General features: G+C 69.4%; 17 protein-coding genes. 10 read left to right on the forward strand and 7 right to left on the reverse strand.

Features of this window, described 5'->3' with window-relative positions:
* The first annotated feature begins 99 nt into the window (after window positions 1–99).
* Genes RCH15_RS10015 through RCH15_RS10030 form a run of 4 tightly spaced genes read left to right on the forward strand, consistent with a single transcriptional unit; the run spans window position 100 to window position 5,111 of the window.
* Complete coding sequence (locus RCH15_RS10015) at window positions 100–1,605, forward strand: ABC transporter substrate-binding protein (RefSeq protein WP_326960476.1); 1,506 nt, start codon at window positions 100–102, stop codon at window positions 1,603–1,605.
* Window positions 1,514–2,560 carry a carbohydrate ABC transporter permease gene (locus RCH15_RS10020; RefSeq protein ID WP_326960477.1) on the forward strand — a complete coding sequence of 349 codons (1,047 nt, stop codon included), beginning with the start codon at window positions 1,514–1,516 and terminating at the stop codon, window positions 2,558–2,560. The genes RCH15_RS10015 and RCH15_RS10020 overlap by 92 nt, the downstream gene beginning before the upstream one ends.
* Window positions 2,557–3,471 (forward strand): carbohydrate ABC transporter permease, encoded by a 915-nt coding sequence (locus RCH15_RS10025; RefSeq protein WP_326960478.1) that lies wholly within the window; start codon window positions 2,557–2,559, stop codon window positions 3,469–3,471. The genes RCH15_RS10020 and RCH15_RS10025 overlap by 4 nt, the downstream gene beginning before the upstream one ends.
* Window positions 3,468–5,111: an alpha-amylase family glycosyl hydrolase gene (locus RCH15_RS10030; RefSeq protein ID WP_326960479.1), complete on the forward strand. Its 1,644-nt coding sequence runs from the start codon at window positions 3,468–3,470 to the stop codon at window positions 5,109–5,111. The genes RCH15_RS10025 and RCH15_RS10030 overlap by 4 nt, the downstream gene beginning before the upstream one ends.
* A gap of 350 nt (window positions 5,112–5,461) precedes the next feature.
* On the opposite strand, the gene RCH15_RS10035 is transcribed toward RCH15_RS10030, so the two are convergent.
* The 5 genes from RCH15_RS10035 to RCH15_RS10055 form a co-directional block, all read right to left on the reverse strand.
* Window positions 5,462–6,910: an amidase gene (locus RCH15_RS10035; RefSeq protein ID WP_326960480.1), complete on the reverse strand. Its 1,449-nt coding sequence runs from the start codon at window positions 6,908–6,910 to the stop codon at window positions 5,462–5,464.
* Window positions 6,910–8,184 (reverse strand): M20 family metallo-hydrolase, encoded by a 1,275-nt coding sequence (locus RCH15_RS10040; protein ID WP_326960481.1) that lies wholly within the window; start codon window positions 8,182–8,184, stop codon window positions 6,910–6,912. Before RCH15_RS10040 ends, RCH15_RS10035 begins: the two co-directional genes overlap by 1 nt.
* Window positions 8,185–8,238: 54 nt before the next feature.
* Window positions 8,239–9,588, reverse strand: a complete 1,350-nt coding sequence (locus RCH15_RS10045; protein ID WP_326960482.1) for an MFS transporter — start codon at window positions 9,586–9,588, stop codon at window positions 8,239–8,241.
* A 343-nt stretch (window positions 9,589–9,931) separates the two neighbouring features.
* Window positions 9,932–10,849: a LysR family transcriptional regulator gene (locus tag RCH15_RS10050; RefSeq protein ID WP_326960483.1), complete on the reverse strand. Its 918-nt coding sequence runs from the start codon at window positions 10,847–10,849 to the stop codon at window positions 9,932–9,934.
* A gap of 16 nt (window positions 10,850–10,865) precedes the next feature.
* On the reverse strand, window positions 10,866–12,548 hold the full coding sequence (locus tag RCH15_RS10055; RefSeq protein WP_326960485.1) for a PucR family transcriptional regulator: 1,683 nt from the start codon (window positions 12,546–12,548) through the stop codon (window positions 10,866–10,868).
* 125 nt (window positions 12,549–12,673) lie between these two features.
* Here RCH15_RS10055 and RCH15_RS10060 point away from each other — a divergent pair, with 125 nt between their 5' ends.
* The 3 genes from RCH15_RS10060 (at window position 12,674) to RCH15_RS10070 (ending at window position 16,025) form a co-directional block, all read left to right on the forward strand.
* A complete protein-coding gene (locus RCH15_RS10060) occupies window positions 12,674–14,239 on the forward strand; it encodes a CoA-acylating methylmalonate-semialdehyde dehydrogenase (RefSeq protein ID WP_326960487.1) in 1,566 nt (521 codons plus the stop codon).
* Between the two features lie 33 nt (window positions 14,240–14,272).
* Window positions 14,273–15,676, forward strand: coding sequence for an aspartate aminotransferase family protein (locus RCH15_RS10065; protein WP_326960489.1), 1,404 nt, complete (start codon window positions 14,273–14,275; stop codon window positions 15,674–15,676).
* A 70-nt stretch (window positions 15,677–15,746) separates the two neighbouring features.
* Window positions 15,747–16,025 carry a hypothetical protein gene (locus RCH15_RS10070; protein ID WP_326960491.1) on the forward strand — a complete coding sequence of 93 codons (279 nt, stop codon included), beginning with the start codon at window positions 15,747–15,749 and terminating at the stop codon, window positions 16,023–16,025.
* Window positions 16,026–16,182: 157 nt separating this feature from the next.
* Here RCH15_RS10070 and RCH15_RS10075 read toward each other — a convergent pair whose 3' ends face one another.
* Together RCH15_RS10075 and hisC are read right to left on the reverse strand one after the other, a co-directional pair.
* Window positions 16,183–17,595, reverse strand: a complete 1,413-nt coding sequence (locus tag RCH15_RS10075) for an amino acid permease (RefSeq protein ID WP_326960493.1) — start codon at window positions 17,593–17,595, stop codon at window positions 16,183–16,185.
* Between the two features lie 48 nt (window positions 17,596–17,643).
* Window positions 17,644–18,741: a histidinol-phosphate transaminase gene (hisC, locus tag RCH15_RS10080; protein ID WP_326960495.1), complete on the reverse strand. Its 1,098-nt coding sequence runs from the start codon at window positions 18,739–18,741 to the stop codon at window positions 17,644–17,646.
* A gap of 93 nt (window positions 18,742–18,834) precedes the next feature.
* Between hisC and RCH15_RS10085 the strand changes: the two genes are divergently transcribed.
* From RCH15_RS10085 to RCH15_RS10095, 3 genes are all read left to right on the forward strand, one after another.
* Window positions 18,835–19,338: an Lrp/AsnC family transcriptional regulator gene (locus RCH15_RS10085; protein ID WP_282360157.1), complete on the forward strand. Its 504-nt coding sequence runs from the start codon at window positions 18,835–18,837 to the stop codon at window positions 19,336–19,338.
* Window positions 19,339–19,457: 119 nt separating this feature from the next.
* Window positions 19,458–21,131: a thiamine pyrophosphate-binding protein gene (locus RCH15_RS10090; protein WP_326960500.1), complete on the forward strand. Its 1,674-nt coding sequence runs from the start codon at window positions 19,458–19,460 to the stop codon at window positions 21,129–21,131.
* A 151-nt stretch (window positions 21,132–21,282) separates the two neighbouring features.
* Entirely contained in the window at window positions 21,283–21,507 is a 225-nt protein-coding gene (locus RCH15_RS10095) for a hypothetical protein (RefSeq protein WP_326960502.1), read from the forward strand.
* Window positions 21,508–21,542 lie beyond the last annotated feature (35 nt).

Raw genomic sequence — 21,542 nt, forward strand, 5'->3', positions numbered from 1 at the left:
AGGCGGCAGCCGGCACTCCCCTGTGCCACAAACCAGCCAGCCGCCGCAGTTCCGCATGCACCAAATCACTCGCACAAATCAGATAACAAGGAGCAACACATGAGGCAGCGCCGCCGCACCTGGCAGACTCTTCTCGCCACCACCGCAACCCTGACCGTCACCGCCGTCGCCCTCACCGGCTGCGGCGGGACCGCCACGGAAGCGAAGAGCACCCCGAAGGCCGCCGCCGCGTCCTTCGAGGGCAAGGGCCCCATCAACTACGTCTCCAACCGTGACGCCTCCGGTGCCGCGAACAAGAGCATCGAGGAATGGAACGCCGCCCACCCGGAGGAGAAGGTCACGTTCATCGAACTGCCCGACTCCGCGGACCAGCAGCGCCAGCAGCTCATCCAGAACGCGCAGATCAAGTCGGACACCTTCAGCGTGCTGAACCTGGACGTCGTCTGGACCTCCGAGTTCGCCGCCAACAAGTGGATCCTGCCGCTGCCCGCGGACGCCGTCCCCACCGACAAGATGATCCCCGCCACGGTGAACGCCGCGACGTACCGGGACTCCCTGGTCGGCGCCCCGTACTACACCGACGGCGCCCTGTTCTACTTCCGCTCGGACCTGCTCAAGGCCGCCGGCATCGCCGCGCCGCCCAAGACCTGGGATGAGATGAAGACCGCCTGCAAGTCCATCCTGGCGCTCCCGGAAGCGGCGGGCATGTCCTGCTACACCGGTCAGTTCGACAAGAACGAGGCCCTCACGGTCAACTTTTCCGAGGCCGTGGCCTCCGCCGGCGGCTCGATCGTCGACGCCGACGGTAAGCCCACCGTCAACACCCCCGAAGCCAAGGAAGGCCTGAACCTGTTGGTGGACGGCTTCAAGGACGGGCTCTTCCCGTCCGACGCCATCACCTACCTCGAAGAGCAGGGCCGCCGCGCGTTCCAGGACGGCAAGCTGGTCTTCATGCGCAACTGGCCCTTCCTCCACGCCTCCCTGAGCGCCACGGACGGCTCCAGCAAGGTGGCCGGCAAGTTCGACATCACCTCCATCCCCGGCACCGACGGCCCCGGCGTCTCCACCCTGGGCGGGCGCAGCCTGGCCATCTCCCCGTTCACCCCGAACAAGGCCACCGCGCTGGAGTTCGTCAAGTTCTTCACCAGCGAGGAGCAGGCCCAGAAGCGCCTCGCCCTGTCCTCCCGCGCCCCGGTCTACGCGACCCTGTTCGCGGATCCCGCCGTCGTCGCCAAGCGCCCGTTCTTCCCCACCCTGCTGACCTCGCTGAACAACGCCCAGCCGCGGCCCAAGGTGGTCCAGTACAGCGCCACCACCAAGGCCATCCAGGAAGAGGCCTACGCAGCCATCACCGGCGCCAAGGACACGGACACGGCCCTGAACGACATGCAGGCCAAGCTCACCGAGCTGTCCAAGCAGTCCGGCAGTATCCCCGCAGTTCAGACCCCACGCCTGGCCGGCCGGTTCACCCCGGCCGGCCAGGCACGCTGCAACCCCAGTGAGGTATCCCCGCATGACGACGACGACCGCCCCGCCCGCCGGCGCGCAGCCCGGCACGCCCCAACCAGGCAGCCCGCGCAAACGCGGCAACCGTTCCCCCGGTGAAGGCCGCATGGCCGCGATGCTGCTCTCCCCCACTCTCCTGGTGCTGGCCCTGGTGATCGCGTACCCGCTGCTCTCAGCGGTGCACCAGTCCCTCTACCGGGCCGAGTCAGGCCTGGACGCGGACGGCTTCGTCTCCGACGTGGACTCCTTCGTGGGCCTGGCCAACTACGAGGACCTCTTCGTCGGTGAATCCGGCCGGCGTTTCCTGAACGCCTTCGCCAACACCACCTTCTTCACCGTCACCACGGTGTTCCTCGAAACCGTCCTGGGCCTCTGCCTGGCCCTGGCCATGAACCGCGCTTTCCGTGGCCGGTCCTTTCTGCGCGCCAGCATCCTGGTGCCGTGGGCCGTTCCCACCGCCGTCTCCGGCCTGCTGTGGCGCTGGATCTTCCAGTCCGACGGCATCGCCAACACCATGCTCGGCAGCGAGATCCTCTGGACCGCCGAAGGCAACGCCTCCAAGGTCGCCGTCATCATCGCCGAAGTCTGGAAAACCGCCCCGTTCATCGGCCTGCTGGTCCTTGCCGGCATGCAGGTCATTCCCGGCGAAGTGTACGAGGCGGCCCGGATCGACGGTGCCGGCTGGTGGCGCCAGCTCGGCTCCATCACCCTCCCGCTGGTCAAGCCCACCCTGCTGGTGGCCGTGCTGTTCCGCATGCTCGACGCGCTGCGGATGTTCGACCTGCCCTTCGTCCTCATCGGCCCCGGCAAGGAATCCGTGGAAACCCTCTCCATGCTGGCCTGGGACGAATCCAACCAGCTCCGCTACGGCTCCGCGTCCGCGTTCGCCGTCATGCTCTTCCTGTACGTCGCCGTCGTCGCGATCGTGTTCGTGAAGGTGCTCGGCGCCGACGTCACCGGCGCCAAGGAACTGAAGCTGCTCACCAAGAAAAGCGCGAAGAAGTCCCGCTCCCTGGCCAACTCCGAACAGAAGAAGGCCGAGGCCACCCGATGACCATCTCCGACCTCCGCAACGCCGCCGCCGACTCCGGCGCGCCCACGGCGAGCACCGCCGCCGTCGTACCCGGCAAACCCAAAGCCAAGCGCACCTGGCGTTCCTACAGCGTCTACGCCGGACTGGCCTTGATCTTCGCCTACTGCCTGGCGCCGTTCTACTGGATGCTGGTCTCCAGCCTCCGCCGCACCGCGGACATCTTCGACAACACCCTGCTGCCGGCGCCGTTTTCGCTGGAGAACTACACCAAGGTCTTCGACGGCTCCACCATGTTCGGCCAGGCTCTGGTCAACTCCCTGATCGTCGCCGGCACCACGACGGCGTTCGCGCTGGTCCTGGGCATCTTCGCCGCCTATGCGATCTCCCGGCTAAACTTCCGCTTCAAGTCCGTGATCCTCGGCATCATCATTGCCACCTCGATGTTCCCCGGCATCTCCGTGGTGGTGCCGCTGCTGCGGCTCTTCACGGACATCGGCTGGATCAACACCTACCAGGCGATGATCGTGCCCAACCTGTCCTTCGCGATCCCGCTGGCGGTCTGGAACCTCACCACCTTTATGAAGGCCCTGCCGTTCGACCTCGAGGAAGCCGCCATGATCGACGGCTGCACCAAGTGGCAGGCGTTCCGCCGGGTCCTGCTGCCGCTCGCCGCGCCGGGCGTCTTCACCACCGCGATCCTGACGTTCATCCACAGCTGGAACGAGTTCATCATCGCCTTGTCCATGATCAACGACCCCAAGATCCAGACCGCCACGGTGGCCATCTCCAAGTTCACCGGCGCCACCGAATTCCAGGCACCCTTCGGCGAGCAGATGGCCGCCGGCGTGATCGTCACCGTACCGTTGGTCATTATGGTGCTGATCTTCCAGCGGCGCATCGTCGAAGGCCTCACCGCGGGCGCCAGCAAATGAGCGCTCCAGTGGCGTTGGTCGAGGAAACTTCCCTCACGCCCGACGTGCCGTGGTGGCAGTCCGCCGTCATCTACGAAATCTATCCGCGCTCCTTTGCCGACGGCGACGGCGACGGCGTGGGCGACCTCGCGGGCCTCACCGCGCGGCTGCCGTACATCGCATCGCTTGGCATCGACGGCATCTGGATGACCCCGTTCCAGCCCTCCCCGCAGGTGGACCAGGGCTATGACGTCACCGATTACTGCGGCGTGGACCCGCTGTTCGGCACCATGGAACAGTTCGATGCCCTGTTGGAGCAGGCCCACACGCTGGGCCTCAAGATCCTGCTCGACGTCGTACCCAACCACTGCTCCTCGGAGCACCCGCTGTTCCAGGCGGCCCTCGCGGCCGGCCCGGGCTCACCGGGACGGGACATGTTCCACTTTGTCGACGGCGGACTCGCTGCTGGGGCCGACACCGCCTATGACGTGCCGCCGAACAACTGGCAGAGCGTTTTCGGCGGCCGCGCGTGGAGCCGCGCCACCCCCGGTTCTGATACCGACCCCGACTGGTACCTGCACCTCTTCTCGCCGGAACAGCCGGACTGGAACTGGCGCAACCCTGCCGTCGGCGACTACTTCTACGATGTGCTGCGCTTCTGGTTCGACAAGGGCGTGGACGGGCTCCGGATCGACGTCGCGCATGCGCTGTTCAAGGCCGACGGCCTGCCGGACTCCCCCTCAGAGGGCGGAGTGGTGGACGGGCTGCGGTCCAACCCGCAGGTCTCGGACCAGGAGGAAGTCCACGAGGTCTACCGCCGCTGGCGCACTCTGGCCGAGAAGTACGAGCCGCACCGCCTGCTGGTGGGCGAGGTCAACTTGGAACCGGCCCGCGCCGCCCGGTACACCCGCGCCGACGAGATGCAGCAGGCCTTTGCCTTCGCGTTCGTAAAGCTCGGCTGGGACCCCGAGGCCTGGGCAGCTGCCGGCAACGAACTCGAAACCGCCCGGCTGCTCCACGGCGCCACCCCCACGTGGGCCCTGGAAAACCACGACATCGTCCGGTCCGTCACCCGCTTCGGCGGCGGCGAGGTCGGCGCCCTGCGTGCCCGGGCCGCGCTGGTGGCGTTGCTGGGTCTGCCCGGCCCGGCGTATCTGTACCAGGGCCAGGAGCTCGGACTGCCTGAGGTCGATGTCCCGCTCGAATTCCGGGTGGATCCGATGTGGGCCCGCGGCGGCGTCTGCCGCGACGGCGCCCGCGTGCCGCTGCCGTGGACAGCGGATGCTGCGCTGAGCCACGGGTTCTCGATTGGCGAAACTATCGCCGAGCCGTGGCTGCCGCTACCCACCGGCTGGGGCGCGCACGCCGTCGAGCGCCAGGAACAAGATCCGGAGTCGTCGCTGACATTGGCCAGGAAGGCGCTGGCACTGCGCCGGCTGCTGTGGAAGAACGAGGTCTTCGGGCCGGACGACGGCGGCACCTGGCGGGTGGAGCCGGGGAACCTGCTGGTCTGCGAACGCAGCGAACACTTCTTCGTCGCCGTCGCGATGGGGACCGAGCCGGTGCGGCTGCCGGCGGGGACCGTTCTGCTCAGCGCGGCGCCGCTCGCGGAGGAGGGCTGGCTGCAGCAGAACAACGCGGCGTGGGTGCTGAAGGGCTAGGACTCCGGACACGCAAGAAGGGCCGTCCACGTAACGTGGACGGCCCTTCTACTTTGCCTAGCGCGCATTCGAATGCCGAAGTCGAAAAAACTACGCCGCTTCGCTCTGCAGTTTAGAAACTCTTCTCGTTGGGCCGCCAACTGCCCCGTGATTGCCAGCTGGCGGACTGCCCGCGATCGCTGGTGCTCGACAAGGATGACACCGCGTCGGCGGTCGACCTGGTCCGGATCGCCATCCAGCCGGAAGGCGGCGGCGCCTCCTCGCTCGCGTCGGCGTTCATGGAACGCAACGTGCTCAACGGAATACTTGAACACGATGGCACCAAGCCGCTGGACCCCAAAATCGTTTGCTCAAGGCGTCGGCAAGCGCGATCCTCTGAAGGACGGGCGGTGATGGGCCCACGGCATCAGGGCCTCGATGGCCGCGCCGACCCGGAACACGCTGCCCTCGGCGAACGAGTGCCCGACCACCTGCACGCTTGTGGGCACGCCGTCGGACGCGAAGCCGCTGGGCACAGCAAGCACCGGGCACCGGTTGGCCACGTTGAACGGGCTGGTCAGGTGCGCCTCCCAGTAGTGCTCCAAGTGCCGCCCGCCAGCGTCGATCCCGGTGAGATAGTCCCCCGCGGCGTCCAGCGACGCGACGCCGGATGTCGGGCACAACAGCGCGTCGAACCCGGACATCGCCGCGGCGAGCTCTGCTTGGATCCGTGCGTCCATCGCCAGGCCCTCCGCCAGCGTGTTCCGCGCCGCGGCGGCCGCTGCGTCGGCGATGAACCGGGTGGTGTAGGCCGCCACCGGGGCGTCCCCGCCGGCGATCTCCGCGGCCATGGCCGGTCCCAGGATGTGGCCGAAGTGCGTGAAGATGGTCTCCCGGACCTGGTCCGTGGTCCACGGCAGCGCGACCTCGACGACGTCGGCGCCGGCGTCGCGCAGGGCGGCGGCCACGGCGCGGGTGTTGGCCTCCACGGCAGGGTCGATCAGGAAGTTGCCGAGGGTCACACTCAGCGCGATCCGCATCCCTGCGACGGGCGCGTGGGCTGACGGGATCGGCTCCCCCGCCGGGACCGTGGAGTGGTCCCCGGCGTCGGGCCCGGACATGACGTTGGCCAGCAACGCGGCGTCGGCGACGGTGCGCGCCATCGGCCCGTCCCCGCGGTACCAGTCCGCGGACAGCGGCGGCGCGCCGGGCACGCGGCCGTAGGGCGCCTTGTACCCGACCGTGCCGGTGAAGCCAGCGGGGATACGTGTGGAGCCAGCGATGTCGCTGGCGGTGGCCAGCGACGCGAACCCCGCAGCCAGCGCCGCGCCGGCACCGCCGGAGGAGCCGCCGGGCGAGCGGTCCAGGTTCCACGGGTTGCGGGTCACGCCCCACAGCGGGCTGTGCGTGACGGTGGCGCAGCTGAACTCGGGGGACGCGGTGCGCGCGTGCACGATCCCGCCCGCGGCCCGGATCCGCGCGACCACCGGGTGGTCCGCGGCGGCGATCCGGCCGCGGTGGGAGCCCAGGCCCTGCTCGATCGTCCGACCGGCGAGCGAGTGCTTCTCCTTCGTCGCCACCGGCAGGCCCAGCAGCGCAGGCGGGGCGCCGGCGTCGTCCGCTGACCGCGCGTAGCGCGCCTCGGCCAGCCGCGCGGCGGTGAGCGCGTCGTCGAAGAGTGTCTCGGTGAGCGCATTGACCTCGCCGTTGACCTCCTCGGTCCGGGCGATGACCGCGTTCATGAGCTCCACGGGCGAGAGCTCGCGGGCCCGGAAGAGGCGCAGCGCGGTTGCGGCGTCGAGGTAGTGGAGCTCCTCCATTACGCGCCGGCCCCGCCCGCGGCCTCGACAGGCTCGCGGTCGCCCGCGAGCGCGCCGAGGACCATTTCCCAGACGACGCCGGTCAGCGCGTCGACGCCGGCGACCATGTCCGCGTCGGTGGTGAATTCCCGCTCGCAGTGTGAGACGCCGTCCACGGACGGACAGAACAACATGACGGTGGGCACGATCCGGTTCAGGGCCACCGAATCGTGGCCGGCCATGGTGCGGATGCGGCGCGCGCGCAGGCCCAGGTCCGCGGCAACCTTCTCCGCAAGCTCGATGCCCTCCTCCGGGTAGCGCTGGATGCCGCGGACATCGAAGTCCTTGACGTTGATGCGGATCTCGTGCTCCGCCGCGAGCGCCGCGATCTGCTCCATCAGCGTCGCACGGGCCGCCCCGACGGTCTCCGGGCTGGCCGAGCGCAGGTCCGCGACGAGGTGCACGCGGCGCGGGACCACGATCGGGGAGTTAGGCTCCAGGGTCAGCTGGCCCACGGACGAGACCAGGGCCTCCTCCTCGAAGTCCCTCGTGACGTCGTGGACCATGAGAACGATCTTCGACGCGGCGACCAGCGCGTCGTGCCGGTCCGCCATGGCGGTGGCGCCGGTGTGCGACTGCTCGCCGAGCACCTCGATGTCCAGCTTCTGCGTGTGCCAGGAGTAATCGACGGCGCCGATCGCGTAGCCTTCGCGCTCCAGGATCCGGCCCTGTTCGATGTGGATCTCTGCGTAGCCGGCGACGTCGGGGCGCTCGTCCGCGCCGAGGTAGCCGATAGCCTCCAGCGCCTCGCGAACGCTGGTGCCCTTGAGGTCCTGGACCGCGAGCATGCGCTCCTGGTCCATCAGCCCGGCGAAGACCGAGCTGCCCATGATCGAGGGGGCGAAGCGGCCGCCCTCCTCGTTGAACCAGTTGACGACGGCGAGGTTGAACGGCGGGCGGGCGCCCTCCGTCCGCACGCGCTCCGCCACACGCTCCGCGGCGTGCAGCCCGGCGATCACGCCGTACGCGCCGTCGAACCGGCCGCCGAGGGGCTGGGAGTCCAGGTGCGAGCCGATGAGGATGTACGGGGCTCCCGGATGGAATTCGATGAGGGCGAACATGTTGCCGATCCCGTCCACCCGGGTCTCCCAGCCGCGCTGCCCGGCGAAGGCGACGAACCAGTCGCGGCTGATCTTGTCCTCGGCGGTGGCCGCCTGGCGGTCGACGCCGTGGTTCTCGGTAGCTCCGAAAGTGGCCACGTGGTGGAAGTCGGTCAGGAATGCTTGGGCGTTCACGGTGGTGCTCCTTGTGCGTGAGGGTGCGTTCGGAAGGGTTCAGGCTTGCCGCCGCTAGTGCAGGTTGCCGCGCGTCTCGGGGACCTTGGTCAGCGTCAGCAGCAGCAGGACGATCACGGCGGCCACGGCCAGGTAGATGCCGGGGGCGAGGTTGTTGCCGGTGGCGCCGATCAGCGCGGTGCCGATGAACGGCGCGGTGCCGCCGAACAGGGCATAGGCCAGGTTGTAGCTCACGGCCGCGGAGGTGAAGCGGGTGCGGGTCGTGAAGATCTCGACGAAGAAGGTGTAGCAGCCGCCGCCGTAGATGCAGAGCGGGACGACGAACAGCAGCTGGCCCAGGATCGCCAGCGTCAGCGAGCCGCTGGTAACGAGCATGAAGCACGGGACCGCGAAGACGGCGATGGCCGCGGCGCCGGCGATCAGCATTGGCTTGCGGCCCACCTTGTCGCCGATCCTGCCGCAGATCGGCAGCAGGATCGCGTAGAAGAGCAGCGCCGCGGCGTTGGCCATGAGCGACTGCTCGCGAGTGAGGTTGCCGCTGGTCTGCACGAACGGGACGAAGTAGCCCACCAGGAAGTAGAAGCCCATGGCGGTCAGGCCCATGACGAACACGACCTGCACCATGCGCAGGCGGTTCTCGCGGAAGGCCTCGCGGACCGGGCTGTACTCCTTGGCCTGCTCTGCTGCGGCGACCTGCTTGAACGCCTGTGACTCCTCGGTGCGGGAGCGGATCCAGAGGCCGAACACTGCCAGTGGCAGGGCCAGCAGGAACGGTAAGCGCCATCCCCAGCTCATGAAGGCGTCGGCGCTCATCGACTGGCTGAGCATCAGGATCAGTATGCCGGCGAACACAGACGGCAGCGCGGTGGCCGCGAGCGTGATGTTCAGCCAGAAGCCGCGGCGGTCGACGGGTGCGTGCTCGAACACGAACGCCGGGGCGCCGACGGACTCGCCGCCGGCGGAGAATCCCTGCAACAGGCGGCAGAGGACCAGCAGGATAGGGGCGAGCGCGCCGACCTGGTCGAACGTCGGGAGCAGGCCAATGCTCGCGGTGGCGACGCCGATCGTCAGCAGCGTGATGTACAGGACCTTGCGTCGCCCGATCTTGTCGCCGAGGGCGCCGAAGAACAGACCGCCGAGCGGGCGGATGAAGAACGCGACGCCGAACGTCGCGAAGACGGAGAGTAGGGCGACGACGGGGCTCTGGCTGGGGAAGAATAGCTGGGAAAGCACCACGGCGGAGAGTCCGTAGAGCGAGAAGTCGTAGAACTCGATGAACTGCCCGACGCTGCCTCCGGCGAGGACGCGCTTCTGCAGACCGGTGGACTTCCGTCCGGTGTTGAACTCGACGGTGGGCGCGGAGCCTGAGCCGGAGCCGGGGGCTGGCTGCTGTGTGGTTGTCATGGCATCAACCGTACGGAGGCGCGGTTACCGGGGGCGCCCACCGTGTTTCGGGACGGTGAATTCGTCGGTGCGTTGTTGTTTCGCGTGCCGGCACCGTGCCGGGGGGTTCGCGAAACATCGTGGAAACGGTGGTCCTGCTCGGGCATCGTGGTCTCCTGGTGGGGTGGTGGCCCTTCCCGGTGCGGGATCCGCGCCGTTGCGGCGTCCGCGCGGTGTCCGGCTGTGCCGGGTCCGGGAAGGGGAGTCGTCGGTCAGGCCAGTCTGCGTGACCCCGGTCACAGGTGTCTAATTGATTCTCTAGCTGTTTCGCATCGAGGAAATCGATGATTGAGCGGGCTCCAGGTCAACCGCGGGTGGCCCCGTAGAGCCGAAGGCATACCTCCTCGAAGGCGAGTGCGCGGCGGGTGGGACGGACGCCTTCGGGCCGGACCAGCACCACGGCGATCGACGGCAGGTCGTCGGCGAGCGTGAGCGGGACGATCCGGTCACCGACGTAGGTCAGCTGGTGGTGGATGCGCTGGTTGAGCACGGAGTAGCCGTGCCCCTTCCCGACGAACGCCCGCACCGTCTCGTACCCCGTGGCCCGGTGGCGGATCAGCGGCTCGACCCCGGCCAGACGGAAGAGGTGCAGGAAGTACTCGCGGGTGTGCGGCAGGTCCAGCAGGATCAGCGGCTCGGCGGCCAGCTCGGAGAGCCACACCAAGCGGTCCGCGGCGGCAGCCAGCGGATGCCCCGCATGGACGATCACGTGCGGCGGGACGCGCTCGACGACGTGCGTGGTGAACCCCGTCTCCAGTCCAATGTCGTACATCATCGCCACGTCGCAACGCCCCTCGGCGAGGGCCCGCTGGACGAACTCCTGGTCGCCCTCGAGGAAGGAGACGTGGACGCGGGGGTGGCGGCGCTCGAACGCGGAGAGGATCACCGGGGCCCGGAACGGCGCCAGCGGGGCGAACAGGCCCACGCGAAGCTCGCCCTCGAGCGCGTCCGCCTCCCCCGCGACCAGCGCGTTGATCCGGTCGGCCTCTTCGAGGAAAGGACCGAGCTCGCGGGCCAGCCGCCGGCCGGCGTCGGTAAGGCGCAGTCCGCGCCGCGGCACCCTCACGAACAGGGACGCGCCGACCTCGCCCTCGAGCTGCGCAATCGCGGAGGACAGCGTGGACTGGGTGACGTTTAGGCGCACGGCCGCCTCGGTCATGTTCTGCGTCTCGGCGACGGCGGCGAAGTAGCGGAGCTGGACGAGCGTGAAGGGCTTGGTCACTCCCCCATTGTGCCCGTCACCGCGCGCCGGCCTGCGCACCGGGGGGCGAGCTGGGGTGCGAGCCGAGCCGCGACACCAGGACGGCGACGTGCAGGGAGGCGCGGGATTCGGCGTCGTTCAGGGGCACGCCCAGTCGGCGCTCCAGCCGGTCCAGACGCGCGTAGAGCGCCGGGCGGCTGACCAGCTCCCCGCGCGCCAGCGCCGTCTTGTTGCCGCCGGCGGCCAGGAACCGCTCGAGCAGCCCCAGCTCGGCCGGGGTCAGGTCGGCGAGCTCCGATTCCGCGAAGGCGCGCACGCGCGGGTCCTCGCGCAGGACGGCCAGCAGCCCGCGCAGCCGCACGTCCGCGGAGCGGTGGTACGGGCGCTGCGCGCGCTCGGCGGCGGGCAAGGAGGCTGCCCCCTGCGCGATGTGCCCCGCCTCGTCGAGCCCGAGTGCCGCGTCCAGCAGCGACGCCTGGGTGCGCCCGACGCCCACGGTCCACCAATGACCGACGCCGGGACCCTCTCCGGCGCGACCCGCGCCGCCCGCTTGCCCCGCGCCGCTTCCCTGCCCCGAACCACCGCTTCCGTCGAGGTCGGTCCGCGCCAGGCCGGCGCAGACGCGGGCCAGCAGGGGGTCTTCGAGCTGACGGGCCGGCAGAGCCAGCAGCAGCCCGACCTGGTCCGAGTGCAGCCGGGCCACCAGCGCCGAGGCCCGCGCGGCGGACACCACCCGGGCGAGCGCGTCCATGACCAGCCGCCCGCGGCGCTGGGCCTCGAGCGGCCCGCCTCGTCCGGCGTCGAGCGCGAGCACCACAGGGACGTACGCGACGCCAGCGTCCAACCCCATGGCGGCGGCACGGTCCAGGGCCTGCTCCTCCGTCAGCGTCCCGGGCTGGCGCAGCTCGTTGACCAGCACGGCCTCGGCCTGGCGGGCCACCTCGCGCTGGTCCCGCTCGGCCATGTGGTGGATGGCCAGGGCTTGGGCGGCGCGCTGGAGGACCATGGCCGCGGCGGCGTCGTCCGGCGGGGTTCCGGGGGCGGTGAGGCGGCCCCAGTCCTGCCCGGCCCCCGCGACCGGGGCGGTCAGCATGTCCTCCGTGGCGGCCCCGGCGCGGTGGCGCGCCCGGTCCGCGGCGAACACGCCGGCGCCCTCCCCCGCGTGCAGCACGGTCCCGTCCGGGGATTCAAACAGCACGGGGCGCCCGGCCAGCTCGGCCGCGGCGGCCACTATCTCCCCGGCCCCGGCGTTCTCCACGCTGAGGGCGGTGAACGCCTCGTGCACGCGGCGCGAGGCCTCCAGCTGCCGCACCTGATCCGCGACGATCATGCGGTGGACGGTCTCGGTGACGCCGACGAACCGGATCCGGCGGCGCAGGAGCACCACGGGCAGCCCCGCCGCCCCCGCGACCCCGCGCAGCAGCGCCGCCGTCGCCGGCCGGTCCCCGAGGATCTCGAAGGCGATGCCCGCCGCGCCGGCCTCGCGGAAGCCGCGCAGGTGCGCGGCCACGGCGTCCGCGTCCAGCGGGCTCCCGCCGTCGAACGCCTGCCCGGTGCTGAGCACGAACTCCCCGCCCTGCAGGAGCACCGACGCCCCGGCCTGCTCGGAGACGTGGACCCAGCGGACGGCGGCGTCGAGGCCCTCGGCCCCGGCGAGGAGCTCGGGGTCCGCCGCCTGGAGCTCTGGGAGGGCGAGGAGGGTCCGGACGCTGAGGTGCATGGACACAGTGTAAGCATTCTCGTCCGATTTCCGACACATTGCCTGTTGTGCGGGGTAGGGGCGGCGGACAAGATGGGTGCAGGGCCGCACGGCCGAACCCCTCACCCGATCCCCCAGGAGTGACGATGACCATCACCCAGCAGTCCGCCCGCCCCGAGGCCACCTCCGGCCCGCCGACCATCCTCCACTGGATCGCCGGCGCCTCCACCGCGGCCGGCTCCGAGCGCACCGCTGCCGTCACCAACCCGGCCACGGGCGAGGTCTCCGGCCGCGTGGCGCTGGCCCGCAAGCAAGATGTGGACGCCGCCGTCGCCGCCGCGTCCGCCGCGTTCCCGGCCTGGCGCGACACCTCCCTGGCCCGCCGCGCGCAGGTCCTCTTCTCCTTCCGCGAACTCCTGAACTCCCGCAAGCACGAACTCGCGGCCATCATCACGGCCGAGCACGGCAAGGTCCTCGACGACGCGCTCGGCGAGGTCACCCGCGGCCAAGAGGTCGTCGAATTCGCCTGCGGCATGCCGCACCTGCTTAAGGGCGGCTTCACTGAGGGTGCGTCCACCAACGTCGACGTGCACTCCCTCCGCCAGCCGCTGGGCCCGGTGGCCATCATCTCCCCGTTCAACTTCCCGGCCATGGTGCCCATGTGGTTCTTCCCGCTCGCGATCGCCGCCGGCAACACGGTCGTCGTCAAGCCCAGCGAGAAGGTCCCCACTGCCACCGTGTGGATGGCCGAGCTGTGGAAAGAGGCCGGGTTGCCGGACGGCGTCTTCAACGTCGTCAACGGCGACAAGGAGGCTGTAGACGCGCTCCTGGACAACACCTCCATCAAGGCGGTCTCCTTCGTCGGGTCCACACCGATCGCCCAGTACGTCTACTCCCGCGGCACCGCCAACGGCAAGCGCGTGCAGGCCCTCGGCGGCGCCAAGAATCACATGGTGGTGCTGCCCGACGCCGACCTGGACCTGGCCGCCGACGCTGCGGTCAACGCCGGCTTCGGCTCCGCGGGAGAGCGCTGCATGGCCGTCTCCGCGCTGGTCGCCGTGGGCGACATCGCCGACGAGTTGGTCTCCAAGATCGCCGAGCGCTCCCGCTCCCTGCGGACCGGCGACGGCCTGCGCGGCTGCGACATGGGGCCCCTGGTCACCGCCGCGCACCGCGACCGCGTGGCCGGCTACATCGATGCCGGCGAAACCGCCGGCGCCACGGTGGTCCTCGACGGCCGCGTCGACGCCGCCGCGACGGACCAGTTCGATGCCGAGTCCACACCCGGGGGCCCCGCCGGCTTCTTCCTGGGCCCCACGCTGTTCGACCACGTCACCACCGAGATGCCGATCTACACGGACGAGATCTTCGGCCCGGTGCTATCGGTGTTGCGTGTGGACGCTTACGACGACGCCGTGCGGCTGGTCAACGACAGCCCGTACGGCAATGGCACCGCGATCTTCACGAACGACGGCGGCGCCGCTCGGCGCTTCCAGAACGAGATCCAGGTGGGCATGGTCGGCATCAACGTCCCCGTGCCGGTGCCCATGGCGTACTACTCCTTCGGGGGCTGGAAGAACTCGCTCTTCGGCGACACCCACGCCCACGGCACCGAGGGCGTGCACTTCTTCACCCGCGGCAAGGTGGTCACCACGCGCTGGCAGGACCCCAGCCACGGCGGACTGAACCTGGGCTTCCCGCAGAACGACTAGCCACCCACCCATACTGCGCCCCGAAGGAGCACCATGACCGAGACACTGACTTCCACCACCACCGGCGCCGGTTCCGTTGGCACCGGGCCCACGGAGGCCGAGCTGGCCGCCGGGCGCCGGGCCCACGAGCTGGACCGCGCGCACGTGTTCCACTCATGGTCCGCCCAGGACAAGATCAATCCCATGACCGTGGTTAAGGCGGAGGGTACCCGTCTCTGGGACGGTGAGGGACGGCGGCTGCTGGACTTCTCGTCGCAGCTGGTCAACACGAATATCGGCCACCAGCATCCGAAGGTCGTCGCCGCGATCCAGGAGCAGGCTGGCAAGCTATGCACCATCGCGCCGCAGCACGCCAACGACGCCCGCTCCGAGGCCGCCCGGCTCATCGCCGGCCTGACCCCCGGGGACCTGGACCACGTATTCTTCACCAACGGCGGGGCGGACGCGGTCGAGCACGCGATCCGCATGGCGCGCCTGCACACCGGGCGCAAGAAGGTGCTCTCGGCGTACCGCAGCTACCACGGCGGCACGCACCTGGCGATCAACGCGACCGGCGACCCGCGGCGGATCGCCAATGACTACGGGGATTCCGGCGTCGTGCACTTCTTCGCGCCTTTCCTTTACCGCTCCACCTTCCACGCGGTCACCGAGGCCGAGGAGACGGAGCGGGCACTGCGCCATCTGGAGGACGTCATCCAGTTCGAGGGAGCGGCCAACATCGCGGCACTGCTCCTCGAGTCGGTGCCGGGCACTGCGGGCATCATGGTCCCGCCCGCCGGGTACATGGCCGGGGTGCGGGAGCTGACCCGCAAGTACGGGATCATGTACATCGCCGACGAGGTCATGGCCGGCTTCGGGCGCACCGGCAAGTGGTTCGCCGTCGACCACTGGGACGTGGTCCCGGACCTGCTGGCCTTCGCGAAGGGCGTGAACTCGGGCTACGTGCCGCTCGGCGGCGTCGCGATCTCCGACGCGGTGTTCGACACTTTCCGCGAGCGGGCGTACCCGGGCGGACTGACCTACTCGGGCCACCCGCTGGCCTGCGCGGCGGCCGTCGCGACCATAAACGCTATGGCCGACGAGCGCATGGTCGAAAACGCCGCCGAGCTCGGCGAACAAGTGGTCCGGCCGGCGCTCGAGGACCTGGCCGCCCGTCACCGGTCCGTCGGCGAGGTCCGCGGGGTCGGGATGTTCTGGGCGATCGAGCTGGTCAAAGACCACACGACGCGCGAGCCGCTGGCCCCATACGGATCCTCCAGCCCGGCGATGGACGCCGTCGTCGCGTTCTGCAAGGACAATGGGCTGCTGCCGTTCGCGAACTTCAACCGCCTCCACGTGGTGCCGGCGCTGAACATCAGCGAGGAGGACCTGCGCGAGGGCCTGGCGATCCTGGACCGTGCGCTGGACGTGGCGGACTGCTTCATCGACGCCCCGTAGGCGCGTCGAGCCTCACCCGCCGGTCGGGCCCGTCGAACCTTAGGGCGCTGCGTCCGCCGTCGACGCGGCCGTGGTGGTGGAAGCCGGCGACCGGATGCTCGCGTTTTTCGCCGAGCAGTATCCCGGCGCGACAGTCACTACGGAACAGTCCGTAGCCTGGCGCAGCGCAGACAACCAGCTGATGGAAGTATGGATCGACCTTCTGCTGGAGACACCGGCCGGATATGTGCTGGTGAATCAACTGATCCTCACCACCAGCGGTGCCGGCACTCCGCGTTCTGGCATGCACATTTCGGTGTGCCGTATTCGAGTTTGCCCGTGGCGGGGTAAATGCGCTTTTCTTCGATGATCACGCAGCCAGCAAACTCAGTCTTCGGCACCTCTTGGCGCGCCGACGGTCGTTGCAACTCCCAAAAATTAGGGTTGTTGCAACGACCGCTAGAACCCAGGCAGTCCGGACGCGCCCTTCAGTGCCCCGAAGCCGCGAGTCGGTTCAGGCAAGTGGACTAGTCGACGAGCGCCGGCTGCTTGTCATCCTCTGAAGCGTCAACAGAAACCGGAACCTTCCGGTTCCGCTGGTGCAACCAGTTCGCCACCGCCAGCAGCGCCACAAGCGAGAAAGTGCTCAGCAACTGGGGGCGTGAGTCCTCGCCGATGAAGCCCACCGTGAAGATCGCCGCGAGGATGAGCAGGCCAAAGCCCGTCAGCCACGGGAAGCCGGGCATCCGCAGGGGAAGCTCCGTCCCCTCGCGGTCGGCGCGGAGCCGCAGCGCGAGCTGGGCCAGGAGCGCGGACGTCCACACCAGCAGGCAGGTCGAGCCCACGATGTTGAGCAGGACGGGAAGGACCTGATCGGGGAAAGCCAGCTCCAGCCCGACCGTGACAACGCCGAAGGCGACGCTGGCCAGGACTGCGATAACCGGGACCCGTGCCTTGGACACCGAGGCGAGCAGGCGCGGCGCGTCGCCCCGCTCGGCGAGGGAGAACGCCATCCGGGAGGCGCCGTAGAGGTTGGCGTTGAGCGCGGAGAGCAGTGCCGCCACGGCCACCAGGGTGATGGCGGTGGCTGCGCCGGGCATGCCGGCGGCGTCCAGTACCGCCGCGAACGGACTCTTCAGCCCCGCCGAACCCACAGGGACCACGGCCGCAATAATGAAGATGGAAGCGATGTAGAAAACCAGGATGCGCCACAGCACCGTGCGGACCGCCTTCTTCACGCTGCGGGCCGGCTCGGCGGTCTCAGCTGCCGCCACGGAGACAATCTCGGTGCCGCCGAACGCGAAGGCCACCACGAACAGTGCTGTGGCAATCCCGGCGAAACCGCTGGGTGCGAATCCGGCACCGCTGAAGTTGGACAAGCCCGGCGACTGCACTCCCGGCAGCCAGCCGAAGAGCAAGGCTGCACCCACTAGGAGGAACCCGACGATTGCTGCCACCTTGAGCAGGGCGAACCAGAACTCGAACTCGCCGAAGTTCTTCACACTGGTGAGGTTCACGGCGGTGAGCAGCACGATGAATACGAAGGCCATCAGCCACACCGGCAGGGCCGGGAAGATGGTGGCCAGCAGGCCTGCCGCGCCGAGCGCTTCGGCGGCGATGACCACCACGAGCTGCAGCCACCAGAGCCAGCCCACCGTGGCACCGGCCACCGGCCCGTAGGCCTTGGCGGTGTAGACGGAGAAGGCTCCGCTGTCCGGGTTTGCTGCGGCCATCTCGCCGAGGGCCCACATCACCAGAATGATGAGGGTGCCGGCCACGAGGTAGGAGATCAGCACGGCCGGGCCGGCGGCCTGGATGCCGGCCCCGGAGCCGATGAAGAGGCCCGCACCGATGGCGCTTCCCAGACCCATCATCGTGAGCTGGCGGGGTTTGAGAGTGGCGCCGAGCGGGCGGCCAGACGTCTTTGTCTGTTGTTCCATGGGGAGTCCTCTGGTTGTGGAACGGATTGATAAGGGGTCGATAAGTTCCTAGGCTGCGTGGGCTTCCAAAACCCGGAGCACGCGGTTGTTGGCGGCGGGGCCGGCAACGGTGATCCGCACCCCGTCACCTTGGTAGGCCCGGACCATGATGCCCGCGCGGTCAAACGCATCCACGAGCCTTGCCTGGAGGCCCTCATCCGCACGGATCCATAGGAAGTTGCCCTGGCTCGGCGGCAGCTTCCAGCCCTGGGCTTCGAGCTGCGCGGCCATCCGGGCGCGCTCCTGCTTGACGGCTGTCACCCGTGATTCCATCTCGTCCCCGGCGTCCAGCGACGCGATGGCAGCGTTCTGGGCCAGCGCACTCACCGAAAAGGGAAGCGCGGTGCGGCGCAGTCCCTCGGCGATGGCCGGCGCCGCCACGGCGTAGCCCACGCGCAGGCCGGCGAGTCCGTAGGCCTTCGAGAAGGTGCGCAGGATGCAGACGTTCGGGAACTGGCGGTAGAGCGACAGGGAATCGGGGCCGCTGCCCGCTTCGGCGTACTCCACGTAGGCCTCGTCGACCACCACGAGGATGTCGGAACGGACGGACTGCAGGAAGGCCTCGATGCGCTCGTGGCTGATCGGCACGCCGGTGGGGTTGTTGGGGGTGCAGAGCAGGATCACCTTCGTGCGGGCGGTGACGGCTGCGGCCATGGCCCCGAGGTCGTGGCCTTCAAAGGTGTCCAGCGGGATGCGGACCGGCCGGGCGCCGGCCAGCTCCACCAGGATGGGGTACGCCTCGAAGGAGCGCCACGCGAAGATCACTTCATCCCCGGCGTCGCACAGGCCGGTGATGATCTGCTGGAGGACGCCCACGCTGCCGGGTCCCACCGCGACCTCTCCGGCGGTGACGCCGAAGTGGCTTGCGATCCGTTCACGGAGTTCGACGGCGGCGCTGTCAGGGTAGCGGTTCATGGTGCCGGCCGCTGCGGCCACCGCGGCGGCGGCAGCGGGCAGCGGCTCGTAGTGGCTTTCGTTGCTGGCAAGGGCAGCAATGTCCATGCCTGCGCTGCGCCGGCCCGGGACATACGGCGGGAGGCCGGACACAGCGCCACGAAGGGCGGGGAGTGCGGTGTCCGGTGCGGTGAGGAGCTGATCACGGGTCATGAGGACTGATCATGGTTGTGACTCCGCCCACAATGCAAGGTACGCTCAACCCATTGGGACTTCTGCTCAACTTCTACTGTCTCCGGTGAAAATATGACCATCCTGCACCCCCGCACCCTGGATTCACTCGACGGCCGGATCATCCTGGCCCTGGATAAGGATCCGGAGGCCAGCGCCCTGGCACTCTCCCGGACACTCGGCGTCGCACGGAACACGGTCCACGCCCGGCTGGCACGGCTCGAGCGCAGCGGCGCCCTCCGCTCCTTCAGCCGGCGACTGGATCCCGCCGCACTCGGCTATGAACTGATGGCCTTCCTCTCCCTGTCCATCAGCCAGACCCGGACAGGTGCGGTGGAGGACGGGCTCGCCGCGATCCCGGAGGTCATCGAGGTGCACGCCACGACCGGCGACGCGGACCTCATGGCCAAGGTGGTGGCACGCGGCACGGCGGATCTCTATCGCATCACCAACCAGATCCTGGAAATCGAGGGGATTCAACGGACCAGCACGGCCATTTCCGTGCTGGAACTCATGCCGCCCCGCTACGACGGACTGCTGAGCCGGCTCTCCGAGCAGGAGCCCCGCGCTGCCGGCTGAGTGCGGGTGACGCAGGCCACAATTGGTCATATTTTCAATTGTGCATCTTGCACCTGCCAAATCGCCTAGCCAACCGTGACCCCCTTGCCTATCTGGGGACCAGCGCACAAGATTCCTGCATGACTACTCTCACCGTGTCCGGCCGCGTGGCGCAGATTCTCAGCAGCTATCTCAGCGATGTCTTCGGCGTCATGGGCAACGGGAACGTCTACTTCCTGGACGCCGCGGAAAAGTTGGGCCTCCGCTTCTCCGCCGTCCGCCATGAAGGCGCCGCCATCGCCGCGGCCGACGCCTACTACCGGACGTCGGGACGTCTCGCCGCGGGCACCACCACCTACGGCCCCGGCTACACCAATGCACTGACCGCCCTCGCCGAGGCGGTCCAGGCGCAGATCCCCGTCGTGCTGGTCACCGGGGACGCCCCCACCACCGGCGCCCGGCCCTGGGACGTGGACCAGGCGGCCATCGCGGCAGGCCTCGGCGCCGCCACGTTCACCGTCACCCGCGACGCTGCGGGTTCCATCACCCGGCAGGCGGTGGAGTACGCACTCACCAAGCGCACCGCCGTCGTGATTGCCATCCCCTACGACCTCGCGGCCCTCGAGGCTGCGGACGAGGAACTTCCGGCACCCCCGGCACGAACGGTGACGGACGACGTCGACGGCGGCCTTGGGCAGGTAGCCCGCCTGCTCGCCGGGGCGAAGCGGCCGTTGATCCTCGCCGGCCGTGGCGCGCACCTCGCCGGAGCCAGTCCGGAGCTCCGGGAGCTCGCCGACCGGCTCGGCGCCGTGACCGCCGGAACCGCCCTGGCGCTCAACCTCCTCGAAGGCGAGGGATACCTCGGCGTGGCGGGCGGCTTCGGCACGGACACCGCAGCCGGGATTATGGGTGAGGCTGATGTGGTCCTCGTGGCCGGGGCAAGCCTGAGCGCCTTCACCATGCGGTTCGGGCACCTGCTCGGCCCGGACAGCACCGTCATCCAGATCGACACTGCCCTGCAGCCGACGCACCCGCGGGTGGATACGTTCGTCAGCGCGGACGCGAAGTCCGCGGCCGGACACCTCCTGCGGATGCTGGAGGGCGCGGCCTCGCCGGACGCTGGGCGCGGCGGAGCGTGGCGCGCGGAAGCCCGCAAGCGGCTGGCTGAAGGACCGGCCCACCACCCGGGCTCCGAGGAGACTGCGGACGGCCGGCTGGACCCGCGTTCCCTGGCCACCGCGTTGGACGCCGTGCTGCCGGAGCGCCGCACGGTGGTTCAGGACGGCGGGCACTTCCTCGGCTGGGCACCGATGTACTGGAACATCCCGCGGCCGCAGGACCTGGTGATGGTGGGGACCGCCTACCAGACCATCGGGCTGGGCCTCGCCAGCGCCGTCGGGGCAGCCCGCGCGGTGGAGGAGGGCCGCACCCTGGTGCTGGCCTCCGGCGACGGCGGTTTCCTGATGGGCCTGTCCGACCTCGAATCGCTGATTGGCGCGGCGAGCAGCGCCGTCGTCGTGATCTACAACGATGCCGCCTATGGGGCCGAAATCCACCAGTACGGCTCCCAGGGCCTGACCGTCAAGCCCATGCTGATCCCCGAGGTGGACTTCAGCGGCGTCGCTCGGGCGCTTGGTGCCGAATCGGCGATCATCCGCTCGCTGGCGGACCTTTCCGCGTTGCAGGACTGGATCGATGCCGGCGCGAAGGGAACCTTCGTGGCCGACTGTCGCATCACCTCCAGCGTCCGGGCCCCGTGGCTGAGCGAGTGGATGGAGGCCTCGCGGGCGGCGAAGGCGGCGGTGGCTGGCTAGTCACCCCGGCGGGCCGGGAAGGAATCAGGCACGCCGGGCGGGTCCACTTCCCGGCAGGAGTCTGCAGCCACCCCAGACACCTCGGCGGTTCCGTCCAGACCGCGGCGGCCCCGGAGGTTGGATGTCGGTCACCCAGCGTAAGGTCGCGACCATGATCAGAGACGACGATGACCTGGACTTCATAATGATCCAAGAGGCGATCCTCCAAAAGGAGGAGGACATGAAGGCGTGGTGCCCGTCGAGCGGTGAGAACGTGGGCGAGATGATCGAGTTTCCCGGAACCGACGAGTGGCACATCAAGTGCCCGGCCTGCGGCGCGTGGTGGGCTGGCGGCAGCACTGTGCTGGCCGATCACACCAAACCGGATTACCGATGAACGCGGGGGCTCACCTCGGATGACTCCGGCTCCTG

Source organism: Arthrobacter sp. MP_M4 (genome assembly GCF_035984855.1).
Lineage (GTDB): Bacteria > Actinomycetota > Actinomycetes > Actinomycetales > Micrococcaceae > Arthrobacter.

Excerpts from the sequence above, each read along its gene's own strand:
- hisC (WP_326960495.1), bottom strand. The coding sequence starts at position 18,741 with ATGACCCGTGATCAGCTCCTCACCGCACCGGACACCGCACTCCCCGCC.
- RCH15_RS10075 (WP_326960493.1), bottom strand. The coding sequence starts at position 17,595 with ATGGAACAACAGACAAAGACGTCTGGCCGCCCGCTCGGCGCCACTCTC.
- RCH15_RS10045 (WP_326960482.1), bottom strand. The coding sequence starts at position 9,588 with ATGACAACCACACAGCAGCCAGCCCCCGGCTCCGGCTCAGGCTCCGCG.
- RCH15_RS10095 (WP_326960502.1), top strand. The coding sequence starts at position 21,283 with ATGATCAGAGACGACGATGACCTGGACTTCATAATGATCCAAGAGGCG.
- RCH15_RS10020 (WP_326960477.1), top strand. The coding sequence starts at position 1,514 with ATGACGACGACGACCGCCCCGCCCGCCGGCGCGCAGCCCGGCACGCCC.
- RCH15_RS10030 (WP_326960479.1), top strand. The coding sequence starts at position 3,468 with ATGAGCGCTCCAGTGGCGTTGGTCGAGGAAACTTCCCTCACGCCCGAC.
- RCH15_RS10060 (WP_326960487.1), top strand. The coding sequence starts at position 12,674 with ATGACCATCACCCAGCAGTCCGCCCGCCCCGAGGCCACCTCCGGCCCG.
- RCH15_RS10025 (WP_326960478.1), top strand. The coding sequence starts at position 2,557 with ATGACCATCTCCGACCTCCGCAACGCCGCCGCCGACTCCGGCGCGCCC.
- RCH15_RS10015 (WP_326960476.1), top strand. The coding sequence starts at position 100 with ATGAGGCAGCGCCGCCGCACCTGGCAGACTCTTCTCGCCACCACCGCA.
- RCH15_RS10090 (WP_326960500.1), top strand. The coding sequence starts at position 19,458 with ATGACTACTCTCACCGTGTCCGGCCGCGTGGCGCAGATTCTCAGCAGC.
- RCH15_RS10085 (WP_282360157.1), top strand. The coding sequence starts at position 18,835 with ATGACCATCCTGCACCCCCGCACCCTGGATTCACTCGACGGCCGGATC.
- RCH15_RS10055 (WP_326960485.1), bottom strand. The coding sequence starts at position 12,548 with ATGCACCTCAGCGTCCGGACCCTCCTCGCCCTCCCAGAGCTCCAGGCG.
- RCH15_RS10035 (WP_326960480.1), bottom strand. The coding sequence starts at position 6,910 with ATGGAGGAGCTCCACTACCTCGACGCCGCAACCGCGCTGCGCCTCTTC.
- RCH15_RS10065 (WP_326960489.1), top strand. The coding sequence starts at position 14,273 with ATGACCGAGACACTGACTTCCACCACCACCGGCGCCGGTTCCGTTGGC.